Source organism: Microcella sp., assembly GCF_046293215.1.
Lineage (GTDB): Bacteria > Actinomycetota > Actinomycetes > Actinomycetales > Microbacteriaceae > Microcella.
The window spans coordinates 43950-62521 of sequence record NZ_JBKBPI010000001.1; the positions used below are offsets into that span (position 1 = coordinate 43950).

15 protein-coding genes are annotated in these 18572 nt (G+C 70.1%); 11 read left to right on the top strand and 4 right to left on the bottom strand.

All coding sequences use genetic code 11. The features are described 5' to 3' along the window. Positions 1 to 19: 19 nt before the first annotated feature. The 4 genes from leuS to holA all read left to right on the top strand — a co-directional run bounded on the left by leuS (position 20) and on the right by holA (position 6873). On the top strand, positions 20 to 2605 hold the full coding sequence (leuS, locus tag ACK4SC_RS00195) for a leucine--tRNA ligase (protein ID WP_409613585.1): 2586 nt from the start codon (positions 20 to 22) through the stop codon (positions 2603 to 2605). A gap of 96 nt (positions 2606 to 2701) precedes the next feature. Continuing rightward, the gene (locus tag ACK4SC_RS00200; protein WP_409613588.1) at positions 2702 to 3487 is read left to right on the top strand and encodes a helix-hairpin-helix domain-containing protein; all 786 of its coding nucleotides are present in this window, start codon (positions 2702 to 2704) and stop codon (positions 3485 to 3487) included. A gap of 5 nt (positions 3488 to 3492) precedes the next feature. Further along, positions 3493 to 5808 (top strand): ComEC/Rec2 family competence protein, encoded by a 2316-nt coding sequence (locus ACK4SC_RS00205; RefSeq protein ID WP_409613591.1) that lies wholly within the window; start codon positions 3493 to 3495, stop codon positions 5806 to 5808. Between the two features lie 21 nt (positions 5809 to 5829). Beyond that, positions 5830 to 6873, top strand: coding sequence for a DNA polymerase III subunit delta (gene holA / locus ACK4SC_RS00210; protein ID WP_409613594.1), 1044 nt, complete (start codon positions 5830 to 5832; stop codon positions 6871 to 6873). A gap of 518 nt (positions 6874 to 7391) precedes the next feature. Here the strand turns inward: holA and rpsT are convergent. Together rpsT and ACK4SC_RS00220 are read right to left on the bottom strand one after the other, a co-directional pair. Beyond that, positions 7392 to 7652, bottom strand: coding sequence for a 30S ribosomal protein S20 (gene rpsT, locus ACK4SC_RS00215; protein ID WP_409613597.1), 261 nt, complete (start codon positions 7650 to 7652; stop codon positions 7392 to 7394). Positions 7653 to 7792: 140 nt separating this feature from the next. Next, entirely contained in the window at positions 7793 to 8416 is a 624-nt protein-coding gene (locus ACK4SC_RS00220) for a TetR/AcrR family transcriptional regulator C-terminal domain-containing protein (RefSeq protein ID WP_409613600.1), read from the bottom strand. 162 nt (positions 8417 to 8578) lie between these two features. Here ACK4SC_RS00220 and ACK4SC_RS00225 point away from each other — a divergent pair, with 162 nt between their 5' ends. Genes ACK4SC_RS00225 through ACK4SC_RS00250 form a run of 6 tightly spaced genes read left to right on the top strand, consistent with a single transcriptional unit; the run spans position 8579 to position 15633 of the window. Then, positions 8579 to 10222, top strand: a complete 1644-nt coding sequence (locus tag ACK4SC_RS00225) for an amidohydrolase (RefSeq protein ID WP_409613603.1) — start codon at positions 8579 to 8581, stop codon at positions 10220 to 10222. Between the two features lie 14 nt (positions 10223 to 10236). Next, positions 10237 to 11643 carry an APC family permease gene (locus tag ACK4SC_RS00230; RefSeq protein WP_409613606.1) on the top strand — a complete coding sequence of 469 codons (1407 nt, stop codon included), beginning with the start codon at positions 10237 to 10239 and terminating at the stop codon, positions 11641 to 11643. Positions 11644 to 11697: 54 nt separating this feature from the next. Then, positions 11698 to 13566 carry a translation elongation factor 4 gene (lepA, locus tag ACK4SC_RS00235; RefSeq protein WP_409613609.1) on the top strand — a complete coding sequence of 623 codons (1869 nt, stop codon included), beginning with the start codon at positions 11698 to 11700 and terminating at the stop codon, positions 13564 to 13566. 5 nt (positions 13567 to 13571) lie between these two features. After that, positions 13572 to 14243: a DUF1990 family protein gene (locus tag ACK4SC_RS00240; protein ID WP_409613612.1), complete on the top strand. Its 672-nt coding sequence runs from the start codon at positions 13572 to 13574 to the stop codon at positions 14241 to 14243. After that, positions 14240 to 14683 (top strand): hypothetical protein, encoded by a 444-nt coding sequence (locus ACK4SC_RS00245; protein ID WP_409613615.1) that lies wholly within the window; start codon positions 14240 to 14242, stop codon positions 14681 to 14683. The genes ACK4SC_RS00240 and ACK4SC_RS00245 overlap by 4 nt, the downstream gene beginning before the upstream one ends. Beyond that, positions 14680 to 15633, top strand: a complete 954-nt coding sequence (locus tag ACK4SC_RS00250; protein WP_409613618.1) for a bifunctional riboflavin kinase/FAD synthetase — start codon at positions 14680 to 14682, stop codon at positions 15631 to 15633. The genes ACK4SC_RS00245 and ACK4SC_RS00250 overlap by 4 nt, the downstream gene beginning before the upstream one ends. On the opposite strand, the gene ACK4SC_RS00255 is transcribed toward ACK4SC_RS00250, so the two are convergent. Beyond that, positions 15630 to 16301: a hypothetical protein gene (locus tag ACK4SC_RS00255; RefSeq protein WP_409613621.1), complete on the bottom strand. Its 672-nt coding sequence runs from the start codon at positions 16299 to 16301 to the stop codon at positions 15630 to 15632. The genes ACK4SC_RS00250 and ACK4SC_RS00255 overlap by 4 nt on opposite strands. A 34-nt stretch (positions 16302 to 16335) precedes the next feature. Between ACK4SC_RS00255 and ACK4SC_RS00260 the strand changes: the two genes are divergently transcribed. Further along, on the top strand, positions 16336 to 17568 hold the full coding sequence (locus ACK4SC_RS00260; protein WP_409613624.1) for an MFS transporter: 1233 nt from the start codon (positions 16336 to 16338) through the stop codon (positions 17566 to 17568). Here ACK4SC_RS00260 and ACK4SC_RS00265 read toward each other — a convergent pair. Next, on the bottom strand, positions 17565 to 18503 hold the full coding sequence (locus tag ACK4SC_RS00265; protein ID WP_409613627.1) for an ROK family protein: 939 nt from the start codon (positions 18501 to 18503) through the stop codon (positions 17565 to 17567). The two genes, ACK4SC_RS00260 and ACK4SC_RS00265, sit on opposite strands and share 4 nt — an antisense overlap. Positions 18504 to 18572: the final 69 nt, after the last annotated feature.

Here is an 18572-nt window from a genome sequence, read left to right on the forward strand (position 1 = left end):
CTTTGCGATTGAGAGCCCCGTGAGCGAGAGCACCGCCGACAGCGAGAACGAGTACGACCCGCACCGCATCGAGGCCGCCTGGGCGCCCGTGTGGGACGAGGTGAAGCCGTTCTCGACGCTCGACAGCGAGCTCGACGAGAGCGAGCGCGCGAGGCCGCGCAAGTACATCCTCGACATGTTCCCCTACCCGTCGGGCGACCTGCACATGGGTCACGCCGAGGTGTACGCGCTCGGCGACGTCGTCGCCCGCTACTGGCGCCAGCGCGGCTTCACCGTGCTGCACCCGATCGGTTGGGACTCGTTTGGCCTGCCCGCCGAGAACGCCGCCATCAAGCGCGGCGCCGACCCGCGCGAGTGGACGTACGAAAACATCGCCCAGCAGAAGGCGTCGATGAAGCGCTACGCGGCGAGCTTCGACTGGGACCGCGTGCTGCACACCTCCGACCCCGAGTACTACCGCTGGAACCAGTGGCTGTTTCTGAAGATGTACGAGAAGGGGCTCGCGTACCGCAAAGACAGCTGGGTCAACTGGGACCCGGTCGACCAGACCGTGCTCGCGAACGAGCAGGTGCTGCCCGACGGCACGTCGGAGCGCTCGGGCGCCGTGGTCGTCAAGAAGAAGCTGACGCAGTGGTACCTGAAGATCACCGACTACGCCGACCGACTGCTCGATGACCTGAATCAGCTCGAGGGTTCGTGGCCCTCCAAGGTGCTGACCATGCAGCGCAACTGGATCGGCCGCTCGACCGGTGCTGACGTCGACTTCGTCATCGAGGGCCGCGAGGCCCCGGTGACCGTGTTCACCACCCGGCCAGACACCCTCTTCGGCGCGACCTTCATGGTCGTCGCGCCCGACAGCGACCTCGCCGCCGAGCTCGCCTCCGGGTCGACCCCGGAGGTGCGGATGCGCTTCCAGGCCTACCTCGACGAGGTACAGAAGAAGAGCGAAATCGACCGTCAAGACGCCACCCGCGAAAAGACGGGCGTCTTCCTCGACCGCTACGCCATCAACCCCGTCAACGGCGAGCGTCTGCCGATCTGGGCCGCCGACTACGTGCTCGCCGACTATGGTCACGGCGCGGTTATGGCGGTTCCCGCGCACGACCAGCGCGACCTCGACTTCGCCCGCGCGTTCGACCTGCCCATTCGCACGGTCGTCGACACGCTCGCCCCGGTGACGGGCGCGATCCCTGTTATCACGCCCGAAATGCTCGACGAGGAACCTCCCACGATCGACCCCGCCGTCACCGGCGAGGCGCTCACGGGCGACGGGCGCATGATCAACTCGGGTCCGCTCGACGGGCTCAGCAAGAACAACGCCATCAAGCGCGTCATTGAGCTGCTCGAAGAGCGCGGCACCGGCCGTGCGGCGAAGACGTACCGGTTGCGTGACTGGCTGATCAGCCGCCAGCGCTACTGGGGCACGCCCATCCCGATCATGTACGACGAGAACGGGGCCGAGATCCCCGTGCCGGAGGACCAGCTGCCGGTGCGGCTTCCCGACGCTGCGGGCATGGACATGAAGCCGAAGGGCACCTCGCCGCTCGGCGGCGTGCAGTCGTGGGTCGAGACCACCACCCCCGACGGAAAGCCGGCGCGTCGTGACACCGACACGATGGACACCTTCGTCGACTCGTCGTGGTACTTCCTGCGCTTCCTGTCGCCGGGCGACGACACCCAGGCCTTCGACCCGCGCGAGGCCGAGAAGTGGGCGCCCGTCGACCAGTACGTCGGCGGCGTCGAGCACGCGATTTTGCACCTGCTGTACGCCCGCTTCATCACGAAGGTCTTGTTCGACCTGGGCTACGTCAGCTTCACCGAGCCCTTCAGCGCGCTGCTCAACCAGGGCATGGTCATTCTCGACGGCGCGAAGATGTCGAAGTCGAAGGGCAACCTCGTCTACTTCACCGAAGAGCTCGACCAGTACGGCGTCGACGCCGTGCGGCTCACGATGGCCTTTGCGGGCCCGCCGGAAGACGACATCGACTGGCGCGACGTTTCGGTCACGGGCTCGCAGAAGTTCCTCGCGCGTGCCTGGCGGCTGTCGGGCGAGGTGTCGTCGTCGCTCGACGTCGACTTCGCCGACGGCGACGTCGCGCTGCGCCGGGTGACCCACCGGTTCCTCGCCGAGGTTCCGGGGCTCATCGAGTCGTTCAAGTTCAATGTCGCCGTGGCGCGCACGATGGAGCTCGTCAACGCCATCCGCAAGGCCGTCGACTCCGGGCCCGGAGCCGCCGACCCCGCCGTGCGCGAGGCCGTCGAAACCGTCGCCATCGCCCTGTCGCTGTTCGCGCCGTACACGGCCGAAGACATGTGGCACCGACTCGGCCGCGGAGACGCCTCGCAGGGGCGTGCCGGCCTCGTCGCGTTTGCCGGCTGGCGCAAGGCCGACCCGACGCTGCTCGTCGACGAGCAGGTCACGGCGGTCGTGCAGGTCGACGGCAAGGTGCGTGAGCGGCTCGAGGTCAGCCCGCGGGTCGGCAACGACGAGCTCGAGGCGCTGGCGTTGGCCTCCGAGGCCGTGCAGCGCGCCATCGGTGGGCGCGAGATCGCCCAAACCATCGTGCGTGCGCCGAAGATCGTGAGCATCGCGACGCGAAAGTAAGAAGGCGCGTCCCTCACACTCCGCAGCACGGGATGCTCGTCCCCGGTTCGTGAGGAGGGGCGGGGCGGCCGCATGGTCGCCTCGTAGCCTCGCCGCGTGCATCCGCCCGACAGTGCCGCAACCGCGATTGGTGGCACGCGCGGCGCGGTGAGCGAGCCGAGTGTCCCCGGCGATCGGGCCGAGCCGCCGCGCCGTTCGGCCCGCGTTCGCGCGGCCGTCAGCGGCACGGTCGTGCTCGTGCTCATCGGGTTCGGCGCCGCCGTCATTGCGGCGATCATCACCCCCGGGGGCGAGCGCGTGGCCGTCGGGCAGAGTGCTGCGGCAGAATCGGCGCTCGGTGCCGAAGCGGGCGGCGGGGCTCCCGCGGGTGACCCCGGAGGCGATGGCGGGCCGGCCGGTGCGGAGTCTGCCGCCGCACAGCCCGGCAGCCGCGCACTGATCGTGCACGTCACCGGGGCGGTCGAGAACCCCGGCGTGATCGAACTGTCGGAGGGCGCGCGCGTCATCGACGTCGTCGCGCGGGCCGGTGGCGCGACCAACGACGCCGACCTGGCCGCCGTGAACCTTGCGCGGGAGGTCGTTGACGGTGAGCAGATTCACCTGCCGCGCGTCGGAGAAGAGCCGCCGGCCCCGGCGCCGGGTGCAGCGGGTGCCGCCTCACCCGGCGGCGCGGGAGGCGCGATCGCGGGGGCGGTCGTCAACATCAACGCGGCGAGCTCGGCAGAACTCGAGACGCTGCCCGGCGTCGGCCCAGCGCTGGCGGGGCGCATCATCGCCTGGCGCGAGCAGAACGGCCCCTTCCGCAGCGTCGACGAGCTGCTCGCCGTGTCCGGCATCGGCGAGAAGACGCTGTCGGGGTTTCGCGACCAGATTGGCATCTAGTGCGGGTGCTCGACGCGCGACTCGCGATCCCCGCCGGTGCGGCGTGGGTGGGCGCCGTCGTGTTGATCGGCGTTGACCGCGAGGCGGTCGTCGTGACGTCGTGGGCAAGTGCCGGGCTGGCGCTCCTGATCGCGGGAGGACTCGCCGTCGTCGCGCGGCGAGCGCGCGCCGTCATTCCCTCGCTGCTCGCCCTCGCGCTCGCGGCCGCCGCCGTCGGGTTCGCTGCGCCGTTGCGGGCGCCACCCGTCATCGCCGATGCGCTCGGCGGTGCACCCCTGGACGTCGTCGTGCAGCTCGAGCTGACCGCGACGCCCGACACCACGACCGTGCCCGCGCGCATCGTTCGCGCCGTCGACGCCAACGGCGCGGCCGCCGCCGTCTCGGTGCCCGTGCGGCTGCTGTCGATCGACGTCGAGCGGCGCACTCCGCTCGGCACGACCCTGGTCGGCCAGGCTCGCCTCATCCCCGTCGGTGCGGGCGATGGCCGGGTCGCGCTCGTGCGGGTAATCGGCGAGTGGACGCCCACGCGCGACCCGCCGCCGTTGCTCGCCGCCGGCGACGCGCTGCGCGAGCGGTTCCTCGCGCTCATGGAACAGTTCGGCGGAGACGGCGCCGTGCTGCTGCCGGGGCTTGCCATCGGCGACACATCGGAGGTGCCCGACGACCTCGACCTGGCTATGAAGCAGAGCGCGCTCAGTCACCTCACGGCCGTGAGCGGCGCCAACTGCGCGATCGTCGTCGGGCTCATCCTCGGGCTCGGCGGGCTCCTGCGCTGGCCGCGCTGGGTACGCATCGTGATCGCACTCGCCGCCCTGGGGTTCTTCGTCGTGCTCGTCACCCCTGAGCCCAGCGTGATTCGCGCGGCCATCATGGCCACGACCGTGCTGCTCGCCACCCAGGTGGGCCGGCCCGCGCACGGGCTTCCGGTGCTCGCGCTCGCCGTCATGGGCATCATCGTGCTCGACCCGTGGATCGCCCGGCAGTACGGCTTCGTGCTCTCGGTGCTGGCCACCGCCGCGCTGCTCGTGCTGGCGGGCCCCATCGCCGAGCGCCTGTCGACGGTCATGCCGGCCGCCATGGCCCTGTGGGTGGCGGTACCGCTGGCCGCACAGTTGGCGTGCCAGCCGGTGTTGATCCTGCTGCAGCCCGAAGTGCCGGTGTGGGGCGTTGTCGCGAATATCCTCGCGGCGCCCGCGGCACCCGTGTCGACGGTCGTCGGAATGATTGCCTGCGTTCTTGCCCCGGTCATCCCGTGGCTTGCGACGGCTGTCGCGGCGGTCGCGTGGCTTCCCTCCGCGTGGATCGCCGGTGTTGCGCGCGTCAGCTCGGGAATGCCGGGCGCTCTCGTGCCGTGGCTCGAGGGCCCGCTCGGCGCGACCCTGCTCGCCGTGCTCACGGCGCTGCTGCTCGTCGCCTGGCGGGTGCCCGCACCGATCGGCACCGCGCGCTGGCGGCGACGGCTCGTGGCCGCGGGGCTCGTCGGCGCGGTCGTGACCTTCGGCGTCACCGCGGGTCGAGACCTGCTCATGCGCTCCGCCGTGCCCGACGACTGGCTGATCGCGCAGTGCGACGTCGGGCAGGGTGACGCCGTGCTCGTGCGCGACGGCTCGCACACCGTGCTGATCGACACGGGGCCGACGACCGAGGCGCTCGAGCACTGCCTCGACGTGCTGCGCGTCGACCACGTCGACGTGTTCCTCATCACCCACTTCGACCTCGATCACGTGGGTGGACTCGACGCGATCCTCGGCCGAGTGGGGGAGGTGTGGACGGGGCCGGTCGGACGCCCGGCCGATCAGGCCGTTCTGGATGCTCTTCTCGCCACGGGCGCGCCCGTGCGCGACGTGCGCCAGGGCGACACTCTACGGCCGGCTCGCGCGACCTGGAGCGTGCTGTGGCCGCCCGACCACCGCGGAGTGTCGCCGGGGAACGACGCGAGCGTGGTCGTCGACGTGCGGTTTGGGCCCGACTGTGCGTCGTGCCCGAGCCTGCTCGCGCTGGGTGACCTCGGCGAATCGGTGCAGCGCACCATGATGGCCACCGCCGATGTGCGCGCCGTCGACGTGGTGAAGGTCAGCCACCATGGCTCGCCCGACCAGTACGACGAGGTCTACGCGCGCGCGGCCGCGACGATCGCGCTGATCGGGGTGGGTGCCGACAACGGCTACGGCCACCCCGCCGCATCCGTGCTCGAGGCGGTGGAGGTCGCCGGGGGCACGGTGTCGCGCTCCGACCGGCACGGGCTCGTGCTCGTCGGCGTCGACGCCGGGGGCCTGTGGGCGTGGCACGAGCGCGCGGGAGGTGTCCGAGCCGATGAGTAGGCTGGCGGGGGGAGGACATCGATGGCACCAGCGAAGGCGCCCGCACGCGGCGGGTCGGGTCGATCAGCCGCCGCGCGCATCCCGCAGCTGTCGTGGCATGAGGTGCGGCCCGCGCCCATCGTGCTCATCAGCGGGCCGGAAGGCTTCCTCGCCGACCGGGCGCTGCGCATCCTGCGCGATGCGATGCGCGCTGAAGATCCAGCGCTGGAGGTGCACGATGTCGACGCCGCGGCCTACGCGCCCGGCGAACTGCTGACCCTCGCCAGCCCGTCGCTGTTTGGTGAGCCGCGGCTGTTGCGCGTCTCGAACGTCGAGAAGATGACCGACGCGTTTCTCGAGGAGGCGTTGGCGTTTCTCGCCGAGCCGGCTGACGGGGCCGTGGTCGCGTTGCGCCACGCCGGGGGAGTCCGGGGCAAGAAGCTTCTCGACGCCATACGAGGGGGCGCGGGCAACGGCGTTGAGGTCGTCTGCGCTGAGCTGAAGCGTGAGTCCGACCGGGCCGACTTCGCCGCTGCCGAGTTTCGACACGCGGGCCGGGCAATCGCGCCGGTCGCCCTGCGGGCGCTCGTCGCGGCGTTCGCCGACGACCTCGGAGAGCTCGGGGCCGCCTGCCAGCAACTCATCGCCGACACCGAGGGCGACATCTCGGCCGAGATCGTGCAGCGCTACTACGGAGGCCGCGTCGAGGCGACAGCGTTCGCCGTAGCCGATGCCGCGATCGCCGGGCAGCTCGGGCAAGCCCTGTCGCTTTTGCGCCACGCGCTGGACACCGGCGCCGACCCGGTGCCGATGGTCGCCGCGTTCGCCATGAAGCTGCGCACCATGGCGAAAGTCGGAGGCACACGCGGTTCGGGCGGGCAGATCGCCTCGCAGCTCGGCCTCGCTCCCTGGCAGGTCGACCGTGCGCGCCGCGACCTGCAGGGGTGGGACGAGGTCGGCCTTGGCCGAGCGATTCTGACGGTCGCCGAGACCGACGCAGCGGTCAAGGGCGCCAGCCGCGACCCCGTGTTTGCCCTTGAGCGCCTCGTCACCCTCGTCGCCGACCGCGGACACCCGCGCGCCTGACCCGCACGCCGCGCCCTTCCCCGACCCTCCCGTGTCAACAACTCAGGACTATCGCGGGACGCCGCCCGCGTCACTCCCCGCACTCCGCGTGTCAACAACTCAGGACTAACGCGCGAGGCCCCCGGCGTCGCACGCCGCACCCCAGCGTCAACAACTCAGGACTAACGGGTGACGAGCCCACCCTGGCCGTGGGATTCAGGCCCTCCGAGACCGTTAGTCCTGAGTTGTTGACAGCGCCGCGCTGAGCACGCCTGCGGTTACAGGTGGGCCTGCCGCAGCGTTAGTCCTGAATTGTTGACGGCAGACGGGGGTCAACGAGTGCGGCGTGCATAGCGCCCCGTCCACGCACAAGCGCGCGCACGCACGAGCGCACAAGCGCGCGCAAACACACACGCACAAGCGCACACACACACACACACACACGCACACGCACAAGCGCGCGCACGCACACACGAACACAGCAAAGCGCCCCGGGGCCGGAGCCTCGGGGCGCTTGTGCGTGCGTGTGGGGCGCTGACCTAGAGGGCCGCGACCTGCTTCGCGATGGCCGACTTGCGGTTGGCGGCCTGGTTCTGGTGGATGACGCCCTTGCTGACGGCCTTGTCGAGCTTCTTCGACGCGGTCTTCAGCGCGGCGGTCGCCGCCTCCTTGTCGCCAGCGGCGATCGCCTTGCGCGTGTTGCGCACAGCGGTCTTCAGCTCGCTCTTGACGGCCTTGTTGCGCTCCTGGGCCTTCAGGTTGGTCTTGATGCGCTTGATCTGCGACTTGATGTTCGCCATGACTGTCTTTCTTCGTGTGTGTACGGGATGAGCAACCGGTCGTGGGGTGTGCCTGACGGCGAACTGAGCCCGGTCGCGTTCCGTGCCGGAAGAGAGAGGGCTTCCTGGCACGCAAGCCAAGGATCGATGGTAGCAGGCGTTCAGGCTGAGGCTGTGTTCACGCGGGCGTGCTCGGCGCGTAACCCGGTCATGAGAGCGCGCAGTCCGAGCTCGAAGGCGCGACGGGCGCCGGCCGACTCGGCGTTCTCGGCGTCGAGGGCACGTCGCAGGCTCGGCAGGTCGGGGGGAGTGGACTCGCCTGACAGCAGGTCGTCGGGCGCGACGATGTCGAGCGCCGAGCCGAGAATGTGCGCCTCGATGGTGCGCATGACGGCGACCGCATCGCTGGTCGGCCATCCCTGTTCGATGAGCGCAGCGACAACGGTTTCGTACATGCGCAGCGTCGATTCGTCGCGAATGGGCGTCGTCGCGAGCAACGGAATCAGATTGGGATGCGCGGAGAAGGCCCGCAGGTACGACCGGCTCCACGCGACGATCGCCGCGTCCCACTCCTCGGTCGCGAACGCTCCCGTGTCGATCTCGGCGACGATGACGGCGCGCAGTTCTTCGATCAGCTCGGCCCGGTTGCGAATGTGGTTGTACAGCGACGACACCTGGCGGTGCACGCGGGCGGCGAGCGCCCGCATGGTGAGCCCGTCGGCGCCCGCCTCGTCAACGAGTCGCAGCGCGGCGGCGATGAGGTCGCGCTTGGTGAGTGCGGGCACGGGTACCTCGGGGGGTTCGGGAGTGCCGCGCGGTCGCCCACGTGGCGTGAATGTGCTGGCGCAGAAGCCATCCGGGTGTAACGTTATCGCACCCGATACGAACACTGTTCGTATGGACCTGTTTGTTCACTCCGTAATGACGCGGAAGAAGGGAACTGCGCAGTGGCGACGACGCTGTTTCATGGCGGCACTATCTGGTGTGGCGAGTCGCGGGGTACCGCGCACTCCCTCCTGATCGCAGACGGGGTGGTCGTTGCCCTGGATGACGACGCCGAGCGGCGAGGCGCCGAGGCCGACGAGCGGGTCGACCTTGAGGGCGGCTTCCTCATGCCGTCCTTCGGAGACGGCCACGCGCATCCCATCTTTGGCGGACTGGAGGCCGAAGGCCCCGCAATCCGCAGCTGCACGAGCGTGGACGAGATCGTCGAAGCTGTGCGTCGCTACGCGGGGGAGCATCCTGAGCTGAGCGTGATCCGGGGAGCCTCGTACGATCCGACGCTCACCGCCGACGGGGTCTTCGATGCGCGCTGGCTCGACGCCGCCGTCGCCGATCGCCCCGTCGTGTTGCGGGCGAGCGACTACCACACGGCCTGGTGCAACTCGCTGGCCCTCGAGCGGGCCGGCATCACGGCCGAGACCCCCGAGCCTGAGCTCGGCGAGATTCCGCGTCGCCCGGATGGCACGCCCGCGGGGACCCTGCGCGAGTGGGGCGCCGTCGAACTGCTGACGGCGGCTGTCGAGGAGCCGCCGCTCGAAACCCGCATTCGCGCTCTCGAGCGCGCTGGCGCGTACTTCCTCGCCCGCGGGGTCACCTGGGTGCAAGACGCCTGGGTCGAGCCGGCCGATGTCGACGTGTACGTCGCCGCCGCGCGTGCCGGCCGCATTCCGCTGCGCATGAACCTGGCCCACTACGCCGACCCCCGCCGGTTCCCCGCCCAATTGGCCGAGATGCAGGATGCTCGTGCCGCGATCGACGACGCCGGCTCACCGCTTCTGACCGCCCACACCGTCAAGTTCTTCGCCGACGGGGTAATCGAGAACGAGACGGGTGCCCTGCTCGAGCCGTACTGCTCGGCGATTCACTCGCACGGCATGGAGGTCTGGGGGCCCGAGCGCTTGGCTGACGCCGTCGCCGCGGTCGACGCGGCCGGCTTCCAGATCCACATCCACGCCATCGGTGACGCGGCCGTGCGCCAGTCGCTGGACGCCATTGAGCACGCTCAGCGCGTGAACGGCCCCCGGGATCGGCGCGCCGTGATCGCGCATGCCCAACTGGTGGACCCCGATGACCTTGCGCGCTTCGCGCGACTCGGCGTGATCCCCACCCTGCAGCCGCTGTGGGCACAGCTCGACGCGCTGATGACCGTCCTGACCATGCCGAGGCTTGGGCCGGAGCGCTCAGCCCGGCAGTACCCGACGCGCACACTGCGCGACTCGGGCGCGCGCGTCGCATTTGGGTCGGACTGGCCCGTCTCCTCGGGCGACCCGCGTGATGGCATCGCCGTGGCGACCTCTCGGCAGACCCCGGCCGGGGAGCCAGCGGGCGGATGGATTCCGGAAGAGACCCTTCCGATCGAGTCGGCCCTGTCGGCCTACACCGAGGGCGTCGCCCACCAGGCGTTCGCCGATCGCTCCGCCGCCCCCTGGGGCGTGATCGAGGTGGGCTCCAGCGCCGACCTTGTCTGGCTCGCGCGTGACCCGCGCGCGGTCAGCCCGCTCGACCTGCCGGCGGTCGAGATTCGACAGACCTACCTGGCCGGCACCTCCCGCATCACCGAAGGCCGCAACGGCGCGGCCGCGAGTTGAAAGGACACCGCTTCATGACCACCCCCACCCCTCACGCGTCGACCTCCGGCCCTCCGGTGCGACTGCGCCGCGTTCTGAAGGTTCCCGCACTCGTCCTGTTCGGGCTGGTGTACATGGTGCCGCTCACCGTGTTCACCACGTACGGCATCGTCACCGAGTTGACCGGCGGGCGCGTGCCCATGGCGTACGCGATCACCCTGGTGGCGATGGCGTTCACCGCCCGCTCCTACGCGCGGATGGCCATGGCCTTCCCGTTTGCCGGCTCCGCCTACGTGTACGCCCAGCGCAGTTTCGGGCCGGGCATCGGGTTCATGGCCGGCTGGTCGCTCATGCTCGACTACCTGTTCTTGCCGATGATCAACTACCTGGTGATCGGCATCTACCTGCACGCGGCGTTCCCCGCGGTGCCCGCCTGGGTGTTCATCCTTGCGACCATCGCGCTCGTCACCGTGTTGAACGTGATCGGCATTGTGTCGGTCGCCCGCGCCAACTTCGTGATCATCGGGGTGCAGGCGCTGTTCATCGTCGTCTTCGTCGCCCTGGGCGTTGGCAGCATGTCGGGTGGCTCGGTCGACCTGGCCGCTCCGTTCACCGGTGACGGCTCGGTCGACGGTGTCAACGTGCTGTTTGCCGGCGCGGCGATCCTGTGTCTGTCCTTCCTCGGCTTCGACTCCATTTCGACCCTGTCGGAGGAGGCGAAGGACGCGAAGCGCAGCGTTCCGCGCGCCATCATGATCACGACCGTCACGGCCGGTGTCATCTTCATCGGGCTGTCGTGGCTGTCGCAGGTGGTCTACCCGCAGAACGACTTCGCCGACGTTGACTCTGCCGCGCTCGACGTCATGACCGCGGCCGGTGGCGAGTTCCTCGCCGCGTTCTTCACGGCGGCCTACATTGCCGGGGCAACCGGATCGGCGCTGACGTCGCAGGCGTCGGTCTCGCGCATCCTGTACTCGATGGGGCGCGATGGCGTGCTGCCGCGACGCATCTTCGGCCGTCTCTCCGCCCGTTTCCGCACCCCGATGTACGCAACGCTCGTGGTGTCGGCGGTGTCGCTGTTCGCGATCGTCATCGACCTGGGGCTGCTCGTCGAGATGATCAGCTTCGGCGCCCTGATCGCGTTCTCGGTCGTGAACCTCTCGGTGATTAAGCACTACTACATCGACCAAAAGGAGCGCTCGTCTGCGCGCCTGCTAAGCAACCTGGTGCTGCCCTTCATCGGCTTCTCGCTGACGGTCTGGCTGTGGACGAGCCTGTCAGGCACGACGTTCATCGTGGGCGGCATCTGGATGCTCGGTGGCCTCGTTCTCTTGGCCATCGTCACGCGCGGCTTCCGCACGCGGGCACCCATGCTCGACCTGTCGGAGGTGGCCGATGTGACCGAGGCCGATGTCGAGCGCTCGGAGCCCGAACGGGTCTGATCCGTTCCCGCGGCGGGCCGAGCGGCCCGTGCGGGCGTGAGAGAATTCAGAGACATGTCTCCTCGCGCCCTCACCCCGCTCGCGCCCGCCGCGACCGACCCGACGCAGATTCGCAACTTCTGCATCATCGCCCACATCGACCACGGCAAGTCGACCCTTGCCGACCGCATGCTGCAGATCACGGGCATCGTTTCCGACCGCGAGATGCGCGCGCAGTACCTCGATCGGATGGACATCGAGCGCGAGCGCGGCATCACGATCAAGAGCCAGGCCGTGCGCATGCCCTGGGCGGTCGCGGGCGAGAACGGCGCGCCCGTCACCTACGCGCTCAACATGATCGACACGCCCGGTCACGTCGACTTCACCTATGAGGTGAGCCGTTCGCTCGCGGCCTGCGAGGGCGCCATCCTGCTCGTTGACGCGGCGCAGGGCATCGAGGCCCAGACGCTCGCGAACCTGTACCTGGCTCTCGAAAACGACCTCACGATTATCCCGGTACTGAACAAGATCGACCTGCCGGCGGCCGACCCCGACAAGTACGCCCGCGAGCTCGCGCAGCTCATCGGCGGAGACCCCGACGACGTGCTGCGGGTGAGCGGCAAGACGGGCGTGGGCGTCGAAGAGTTGCTCGACCGCGTCGTCGAGCTGATTCCTGCGCCGGTCGGCAACGCCGATGCGCCCCCGCGCGCCATGATCTTCGACTCGGTGTACGACTCGTACCGCGGCGTCGTCACCTACGTGCGCATGGTTGACGGGCGCCTCGACCCGCGCGAGCGCATCCAGATGATGTCGACGAAGGCAACCCACGAGATTCTCGAGATCGGCGTCTCGAGCCCCGAGCCGACCCCGAGCAAGGGTCTCGCCGTCGGCGAGGTCGGCTACCTCATCACGGGCGTGAAAGACGTGCGGCAGTCGAAGGTCGGCGACACGGTGACGACCCAATCGAAGGGCGCGACCGAAGCGCTGCCCGGGTACACCGACCCACTGCCCATGGTGTTCTCGGGTGTGTACCCGATCGACGGCAGCGACTACCCCGACCTGCGCGACGCCCTCGACAAGCTCAAGCTGTCGGACGCGGCGCTGCAGTACGAGCCCGAGACCTCCGTCGCGCTCGGCTTCGGTTTCCGTTGCGGGTTCTTGGGGCTGTTGCACCTCGAGATCGTCACGGAGCGGCTGCGCCGCGAGTTCGACCTCGACATCATCACGACCGCCCCGAGCGTGATCTACAACGTCACGACCGAGGACCGCTCGACCGTCGAGGTGACGAACCCGAGCGAGTACCCGACGGGTCGCATCGAGAAGGTCATGGAGCCGGTCGTCTCGGCGTCGATCCTCGCGCCGAAAGAATACGTCGGCTCGATCATGGAGCTGTGCCAGTCGCGCCGTGGCACCATGCGTTCGATGGACTACCTCGGCGAAGACCGCGTCGAGCTGAAGTACACGTTGCCGCTCGGCGAGATCGTCTTCGACTTCTTCGACCAGCTGAAGAGCAAGACGCAGGGCTATGCGAGCCTCGACTACGAACCGGCGGGCGAGCAGGAGGCCGACCTCGTGAAGGTCGACATCCTCCTGCAGGGTGAGCAGGTCGACGCCTTCAGCGCGATCGTGCACAAAGACAAGGCATACGCCTACGGCACGATGATGGCCCAGCGCCTGCGCGAGCTCATTCCGCGCCAGCAGTTCGAGGTGCCGATTCAGGCCGCGATCGGCGCCCGCATCATCGCTCGCGAGAACATCCGCGCGATGCGTAAAGACGTGCTCGCCAAGTGCTACGGCGGTGACATCACCCGCAAGCGCAAGCTCCTCGAGAAGCAGAAAGAGGGCAAGAAGCGCATGAAGATGGTGGGTCGCGTCGAGGTTCCGCAGGAGGCGTTTATCGCAGCGCTGTCGGGCGACACCGAGTCGAAGAAGGACAAGAAGTAGCCCCCATGTCGGCGACCGTTGATCGCGCCGCGGTCACCTACGCCGCCGTCGGCGCCACGCAGGCACCCGACCTGCTGTCGTTCCCGCCGCGCGGCTTCCGCCCGGCCGAACACCGCGCGCGCATCGGCCACGGCGACGCCCGCTGGAGCTACGCCGTCGAAGCGCTCCTCGATGGCGGCGTCTACCGGGGCGCCGGCATGACGGTGCGCTACCACCCGGCCCCCGCCGACCTGGCGGCCGACGCCTATCAGCCCGTGGTCTTCGACGACGCGGGCGAGCCGGTCGACCCAGCCGCGGTGGCGCCGGCCGAACAGGTCTTCACCGCCGAGGGGCGGCCACTGCTGCGGCCCGCCGACGAGATCACCGTCGGACTCGGTGTCGGCGACGCGCTCTGGTTTCCGCTGCCGACCCGGGTGGTGCTGCTCGAGCAGGCCGACGCCCGCGTGACACTCGCGATGGGGACGCTACCCGGCCACCTGCTCCGCGGCGAGGAGTCGTTCACGCTGGAGCGTGCATCCGACGGCACGGTCTGGCTGACCGTGCGCAGCTTCGCGCGCCCGGCCCACTGGTGGCTGTGGCCGGCATGGCCCGGGATGCTCGTGGCGCGCCGCCTGATCGCCGCCCGCTTCTTGAGGGCTCTCGCTGGGCCGATTCCCACCCGCGAGGCGTCAGAATGACGAACGTGTCCGAGTCGATCGTCGCACCTCACCGCCTGAGCGGCTTCACGCGCGTTCTCGTCGCGGTGTACGGCATTCTCGCCCTGGCCGCCACGGGGCGCTCGTTCTACCAAATCGTCACGAAGTTCGACGAGGCGCCCCTGGCCTACGTGCTGTCGGCGGTCGCGGCCGTCGTCTACATTCTCGCGACGGTCGCGCTCGTGGCGCCCGGCCGCGGCTGGTTCCGCGTGGCGTGGCTCGCGATCGGCTTCGAGATGGTCGGGGTCGTCGTCGTGGGCGTCATCAGCATCGCCATTCCCGAGCTGTTCCCGGCCGACACCGTGTGGTCGCAGTTCGGGCGCGGCTACGGCTTTGTTCCACTCGTTCTGCCGATTCTGGGGCTGTGGGCCCTGTCACGCGCGGCGCGTGCGGGCCGCGATGGCGGGGGAGTGTCCGCGTGAGCGACGCGCGGGTGGTGCACGGCGTCGAGGAGTTGCCGCGCGACGGCCGCCCCTCCGCGGTCACGATTGGCAAGTTCGATGGGGTGCACCTCGGCCACCGCCGGGTGCTGGAGCGGCTTCGTGACGAGGCTCTCGCCCGCGGGATCGAGCGCACCGTCGTCGTGACCTTCGACCGTAATCCGCTCGAGGTGTTGCGCCCCGACACGGCACCGCTTCCGCTGCTCAGCGTCGCGCAGAAAACGGAGGCCCTGCTCGAGGCCGGCGTCGACACCGTCGTCGTGATTCCGTTCACGCCCGAGTTCGCCGCGACGCGACCAGAGCGTTTCGTCGACGACATCCTCGTTTCCGGCCTGAGCGCGGCGTGCGTGCTGGTCGGGTCTGACTTCCGCTACGGAGCGCGCGGCGCCGGGACGCTCGAGACACTGCGTTCGGCGGGCGATGCGCTCGGCTTCGAGGTCGCCCTCGTCGATGACGTGTGCGTCTCTGACGGCGAACGCATCTCGTCGACCGGTATCCGGCGCCTCTTGGAGGCCGGCCAGGTCGCCGACGCGGCCGACGCGCTGGGACGCTTCCCGCGCATCCGCTCGCTCGTTGTTCCGGGACATCAGCGAGGACGCACGCTCGGCTACCCGACGGCCAACCTCGCGCACGGCGCGGAAGGCTTCATTCCCGCAGACGGCGTCTACGCCTGCTGGATGCACGTGGCAGGGCAACGCTTCGGCGCCGCCGTCTCGGTCGGCAACAATCCGACATTCGGCGACGTGCCGGAAAAGACGGTCGAGGCGCACGCGATCGACGTGACGGTCGACCTCTACGGGCAGACGGTCGAGCTGGAGTTTGTGCGTTTCATTCGGGGGATGCGCAAGTTTCCGAGCGCCGACGCTCTCGCGCACCAGATGGGCGTCGACGAGCTCGAGATTCGCGACGTACTGGGCTTGCCGACGCCCTAATCGTCGTCGTACTCCCGCGGGCGGCGGGGTGGCGGATCCGGCTCCGGCAGCTCCTCGGGAACACCGGCCCGGCCGGCCAGGAACAGCACGATGCCGGCGCTCGTGGCGTACAGCGGCCGACCGCTGCCGACCTGCCAGCCGCCGTCGACGGCCCGCATCGCGCGCGCCGACACGACGGCGCGACGTTCGGTAGGAACGCGCAGCGCCAGATCAAGCGCGACGGCCCCGAGATCGCGCGGGTCGACCGTCAGCGGCACGCGGTGGCGCGCGGCCAGGTCAAGGGCGACGACAACAATTTCGCCGAGCGCTCGCACCGAGGTGGGGCGCTCGCTCGCACGGCGCGCGGCGGCCTCGACCCGTACAATCTCGGGAAGAGCCGCGGCGTCCACGGCCGCCAGCTCGGCGCTCGGCGCGTCGATTGCGCCGACCAGCGCGAGCAGGCGTTGCCAGCGCGACCAGCGCATCCGCGTGAGGGCGATGCGCAGTGCGCGCTCGACGGTGACGCCGGCGATCGCCGTGTCGGCCTCGAGCAACTCGGGGCGCGCGTCGAGCACCTCCGCGAGGTCGCCCAGCACGGTGGCCGTCGCCGCGGAGCGGTCACCCGTGACGGCGGATTCGTCGCGGCGCGGACGGTGGCTCAGCGGCAGGTGTCGCGCCCAGTCACTCACACGACCACTGTACGGGTCGGCCTAGGCTGACAGCGTGCCCGGCGTGCCCTCCTCAACAGCAGCACGCCCTCTCGCCCCGGGCGTGATCCTCGGCATCGTCGCGATCCTGCTGCTTGCGGCGAACCTGCGCACCGGCGTCGGCGGGCTCTCCCCGCTGGCCTCCGCCATCTCCGCCGACATCCCGCTCTCGGCCGCAAGCCTCGGCGCACTCGGGATCGCCGCGCCCCTCGGCTTCGCGTTGGCCGGGGTGCTCGCGCCGACAGCCGCGCACCGATTCGGACTCGACGCCACCCTCGTCGCGGCGCTCGTGGCCATGATCGCGGGGCACCTCATCCGCGCGGCCGCACCAACGGTCGGTGTGCTGCTCGCGGGCAGCCTGATCGTGTTGCTGGGTGCGGGCTTCGGCAACATCCTGCTGCCGAGCGCCGTCAAGCGCTACGCCCCGAATCGCATCGCCGCCGTCACCGCCGCCTACGGCACCGTCATGTCGGTCGGCGCCGCCCTGCCGCCGCTCGTGGCCGTGCCGATCGCCGCGGGAAGCGACTGGCGTGCATCGCTCGCGGTGTGGAGCGGCGCAGCCGTCGTCGCGCTCGTTCCGTGGGTGGTGCTGGCGATCCGCGCACGGCGCGTCACGGCCGTCGGCGTGGACGCCCCTGCTGCGCCGGATGCACGTGGCGCGCTCGCTCTCGCACGCTCCCGCACCGTCTGGGGCATCACGATTGGTTTCGGACTGTCGAGCGTGTCGGCCTACGCCCTCTTCGCGCTGCTGCCCGAGGTGTTGCGGGAGAGTGCCGGGGTTGGCCCCGCCGTGGCGGGGGCACTCGTGGCGCTGTTCGGAATTCTCGGCTTACCGCTCGCCCTCACCGTTCCGGGGCTCACCGCGCGCCTGCGCACCCCCACGCCCCTGCTCGGGGCGGCCACCGTGCTGTTCGGCATCGGATGGGGCGGACTCTGGTTGGCTCCGGCCGCCGCACCGGGCCTGTGGGTCGCTGCGATCGGGTTGGGGCAGATCGCCTTTCCGATGGGGCTCACCCTGATCGGGCTGCGCACTCGCACCGATCGCAGCGCCGCCGCCGTCAGCGGATTCGTGCAGACCGTCGGCTACGTCGCTGCCGCAGCCGTGCCGCCCGTGCTCGGGGTGCTGCGCGACCAGACGGGGTCCTGGCAGGCCGCCATGGCGCTCATGACGGTGCTCACGGTCGCGACGGCGACCGCGATTCCGCTGCTGCGGCGCGCGCGTTTCGTCGACGACGAGATCGCGCGCTAGCCGACCTGGTCGCGGTGGTGCACCAGCGCCGCGGCCCCGATGAGGGGCCCCTCACCGCTGAGACCGCTTGCCAGGACGCGCGTGCTCGTGACGAAGGCGAAGTCGCTGTGCCCCGCAACGGTGCGGGCGACGATCTCGACGTAGTCGTCGGAGACGTGCGAGAAACCGCCTCCGATGGCGACCACGTCAAGATCAAGCAGCGCTGACGTCGAGGCGATGGCCTGGCCCACAGCGGTCGCGGAGCGTTCGATGGCGGCGCGAGCGACCGGGTCGCCGCCGCGCGCGCTCTCGGCGAGCTGTTCGCCGGTGTCCCCGGCCCAGCCGTTCTGCCGCGCCCAGGCGACGGTGCGTGGGCCAGACGCGATGGCCTCGAGGCAGCCGCGCGCGCCGCACGCGCAGGGGGCGTCGTGACCGGCCACCTGCACGTGTCCGATGTGCCCGGCGTTGCCCGAGGGTCCGCCGTGGGTGCGCCCATCGAGCAGCAGTCCGCCGCCGACGCCGGTCGACACGACCATGCCCATCACGTTGCGCTCGCCCTGCGCGGCACCCACCCAGGTCTCGGCGAGGGTGATGGCGATTCCGTCGATGCGGGTTACCACGGGCACATCCGGCACGAGCGAGGCGACCAGGTCACCCAACGGATACTCGCGCCAGGCGGGCAGGTTGAGCGGAGAGACCCGACCGTCAGAGCCCACGAGCGGCCCGGCAGAGCCGATGCCCACGCCGACCACCCGGTCGTGGCGCGTGGCGCCGACCAGCGCGCCCACAGCATCCTGGACCGCCTCGGTCACGCTGCGGGCGAGATCGTCGCTCGTGGCGGCGGCTCCGGTCGGGCGACGGTGGCGCGATCCGGGGAGCAGTGCACCGTTCGGGTCGACGATGGCGGCCTCGACTTTGGTGCCGCCAAGGTCGACGGCGAGGGCGTAGTCGGTCACGCGCTCAGCCTACCGATTCGCACCACTCTGCTCATCTGAGCAGACACGCAACAAATGTTGGTGGATGCG

Bases quoted from the DNA above. Each gene is read 5' to 3' on its own strand.
- ACK4SC_RS00230 (WP_409613606.1), top strand. From the start codon at position 10,237: ATGACCACCCCCACCCCTCACGCGTCGACCTCCGGCCCTCCGGTGCGA.
- holA (WP_409613594.1), top strand. From the start codon at position 5,830: ATGGCACCAGCGAAGGCGCCCGCACGCGGCGGGTCGGGTCGATCAGCC.
- lepA (WP_409613609.1), top strand. From the start codon at position 11,698: ATGTCTCCTCGCGCCCTCACCCCGCTCGCGCCCGCCGCGACCGACCCG.
- rpsT (WP_409613597.1), bottom strand. From the start codon at position 7,652: ATGGCGAACATCAAGTCGCAGATCAAGCGCATCAAGACCAACCTGAAG.
- ACK4SC_RS00240 (WP_409613612.1), top strand. From the start codon at position 13,572: ATGTCGGCGACCGTTGATCGCGCCGCGGTCACCTACGCCGCCGTCGGC.
- ACK4SC_RS00245 (WP_409613615.1), top strand. From the start codon at position 14,240: ATGACGAACGTGTCCGAGTCGATCGTCGCACCTCACCGCCTGAGCGGC.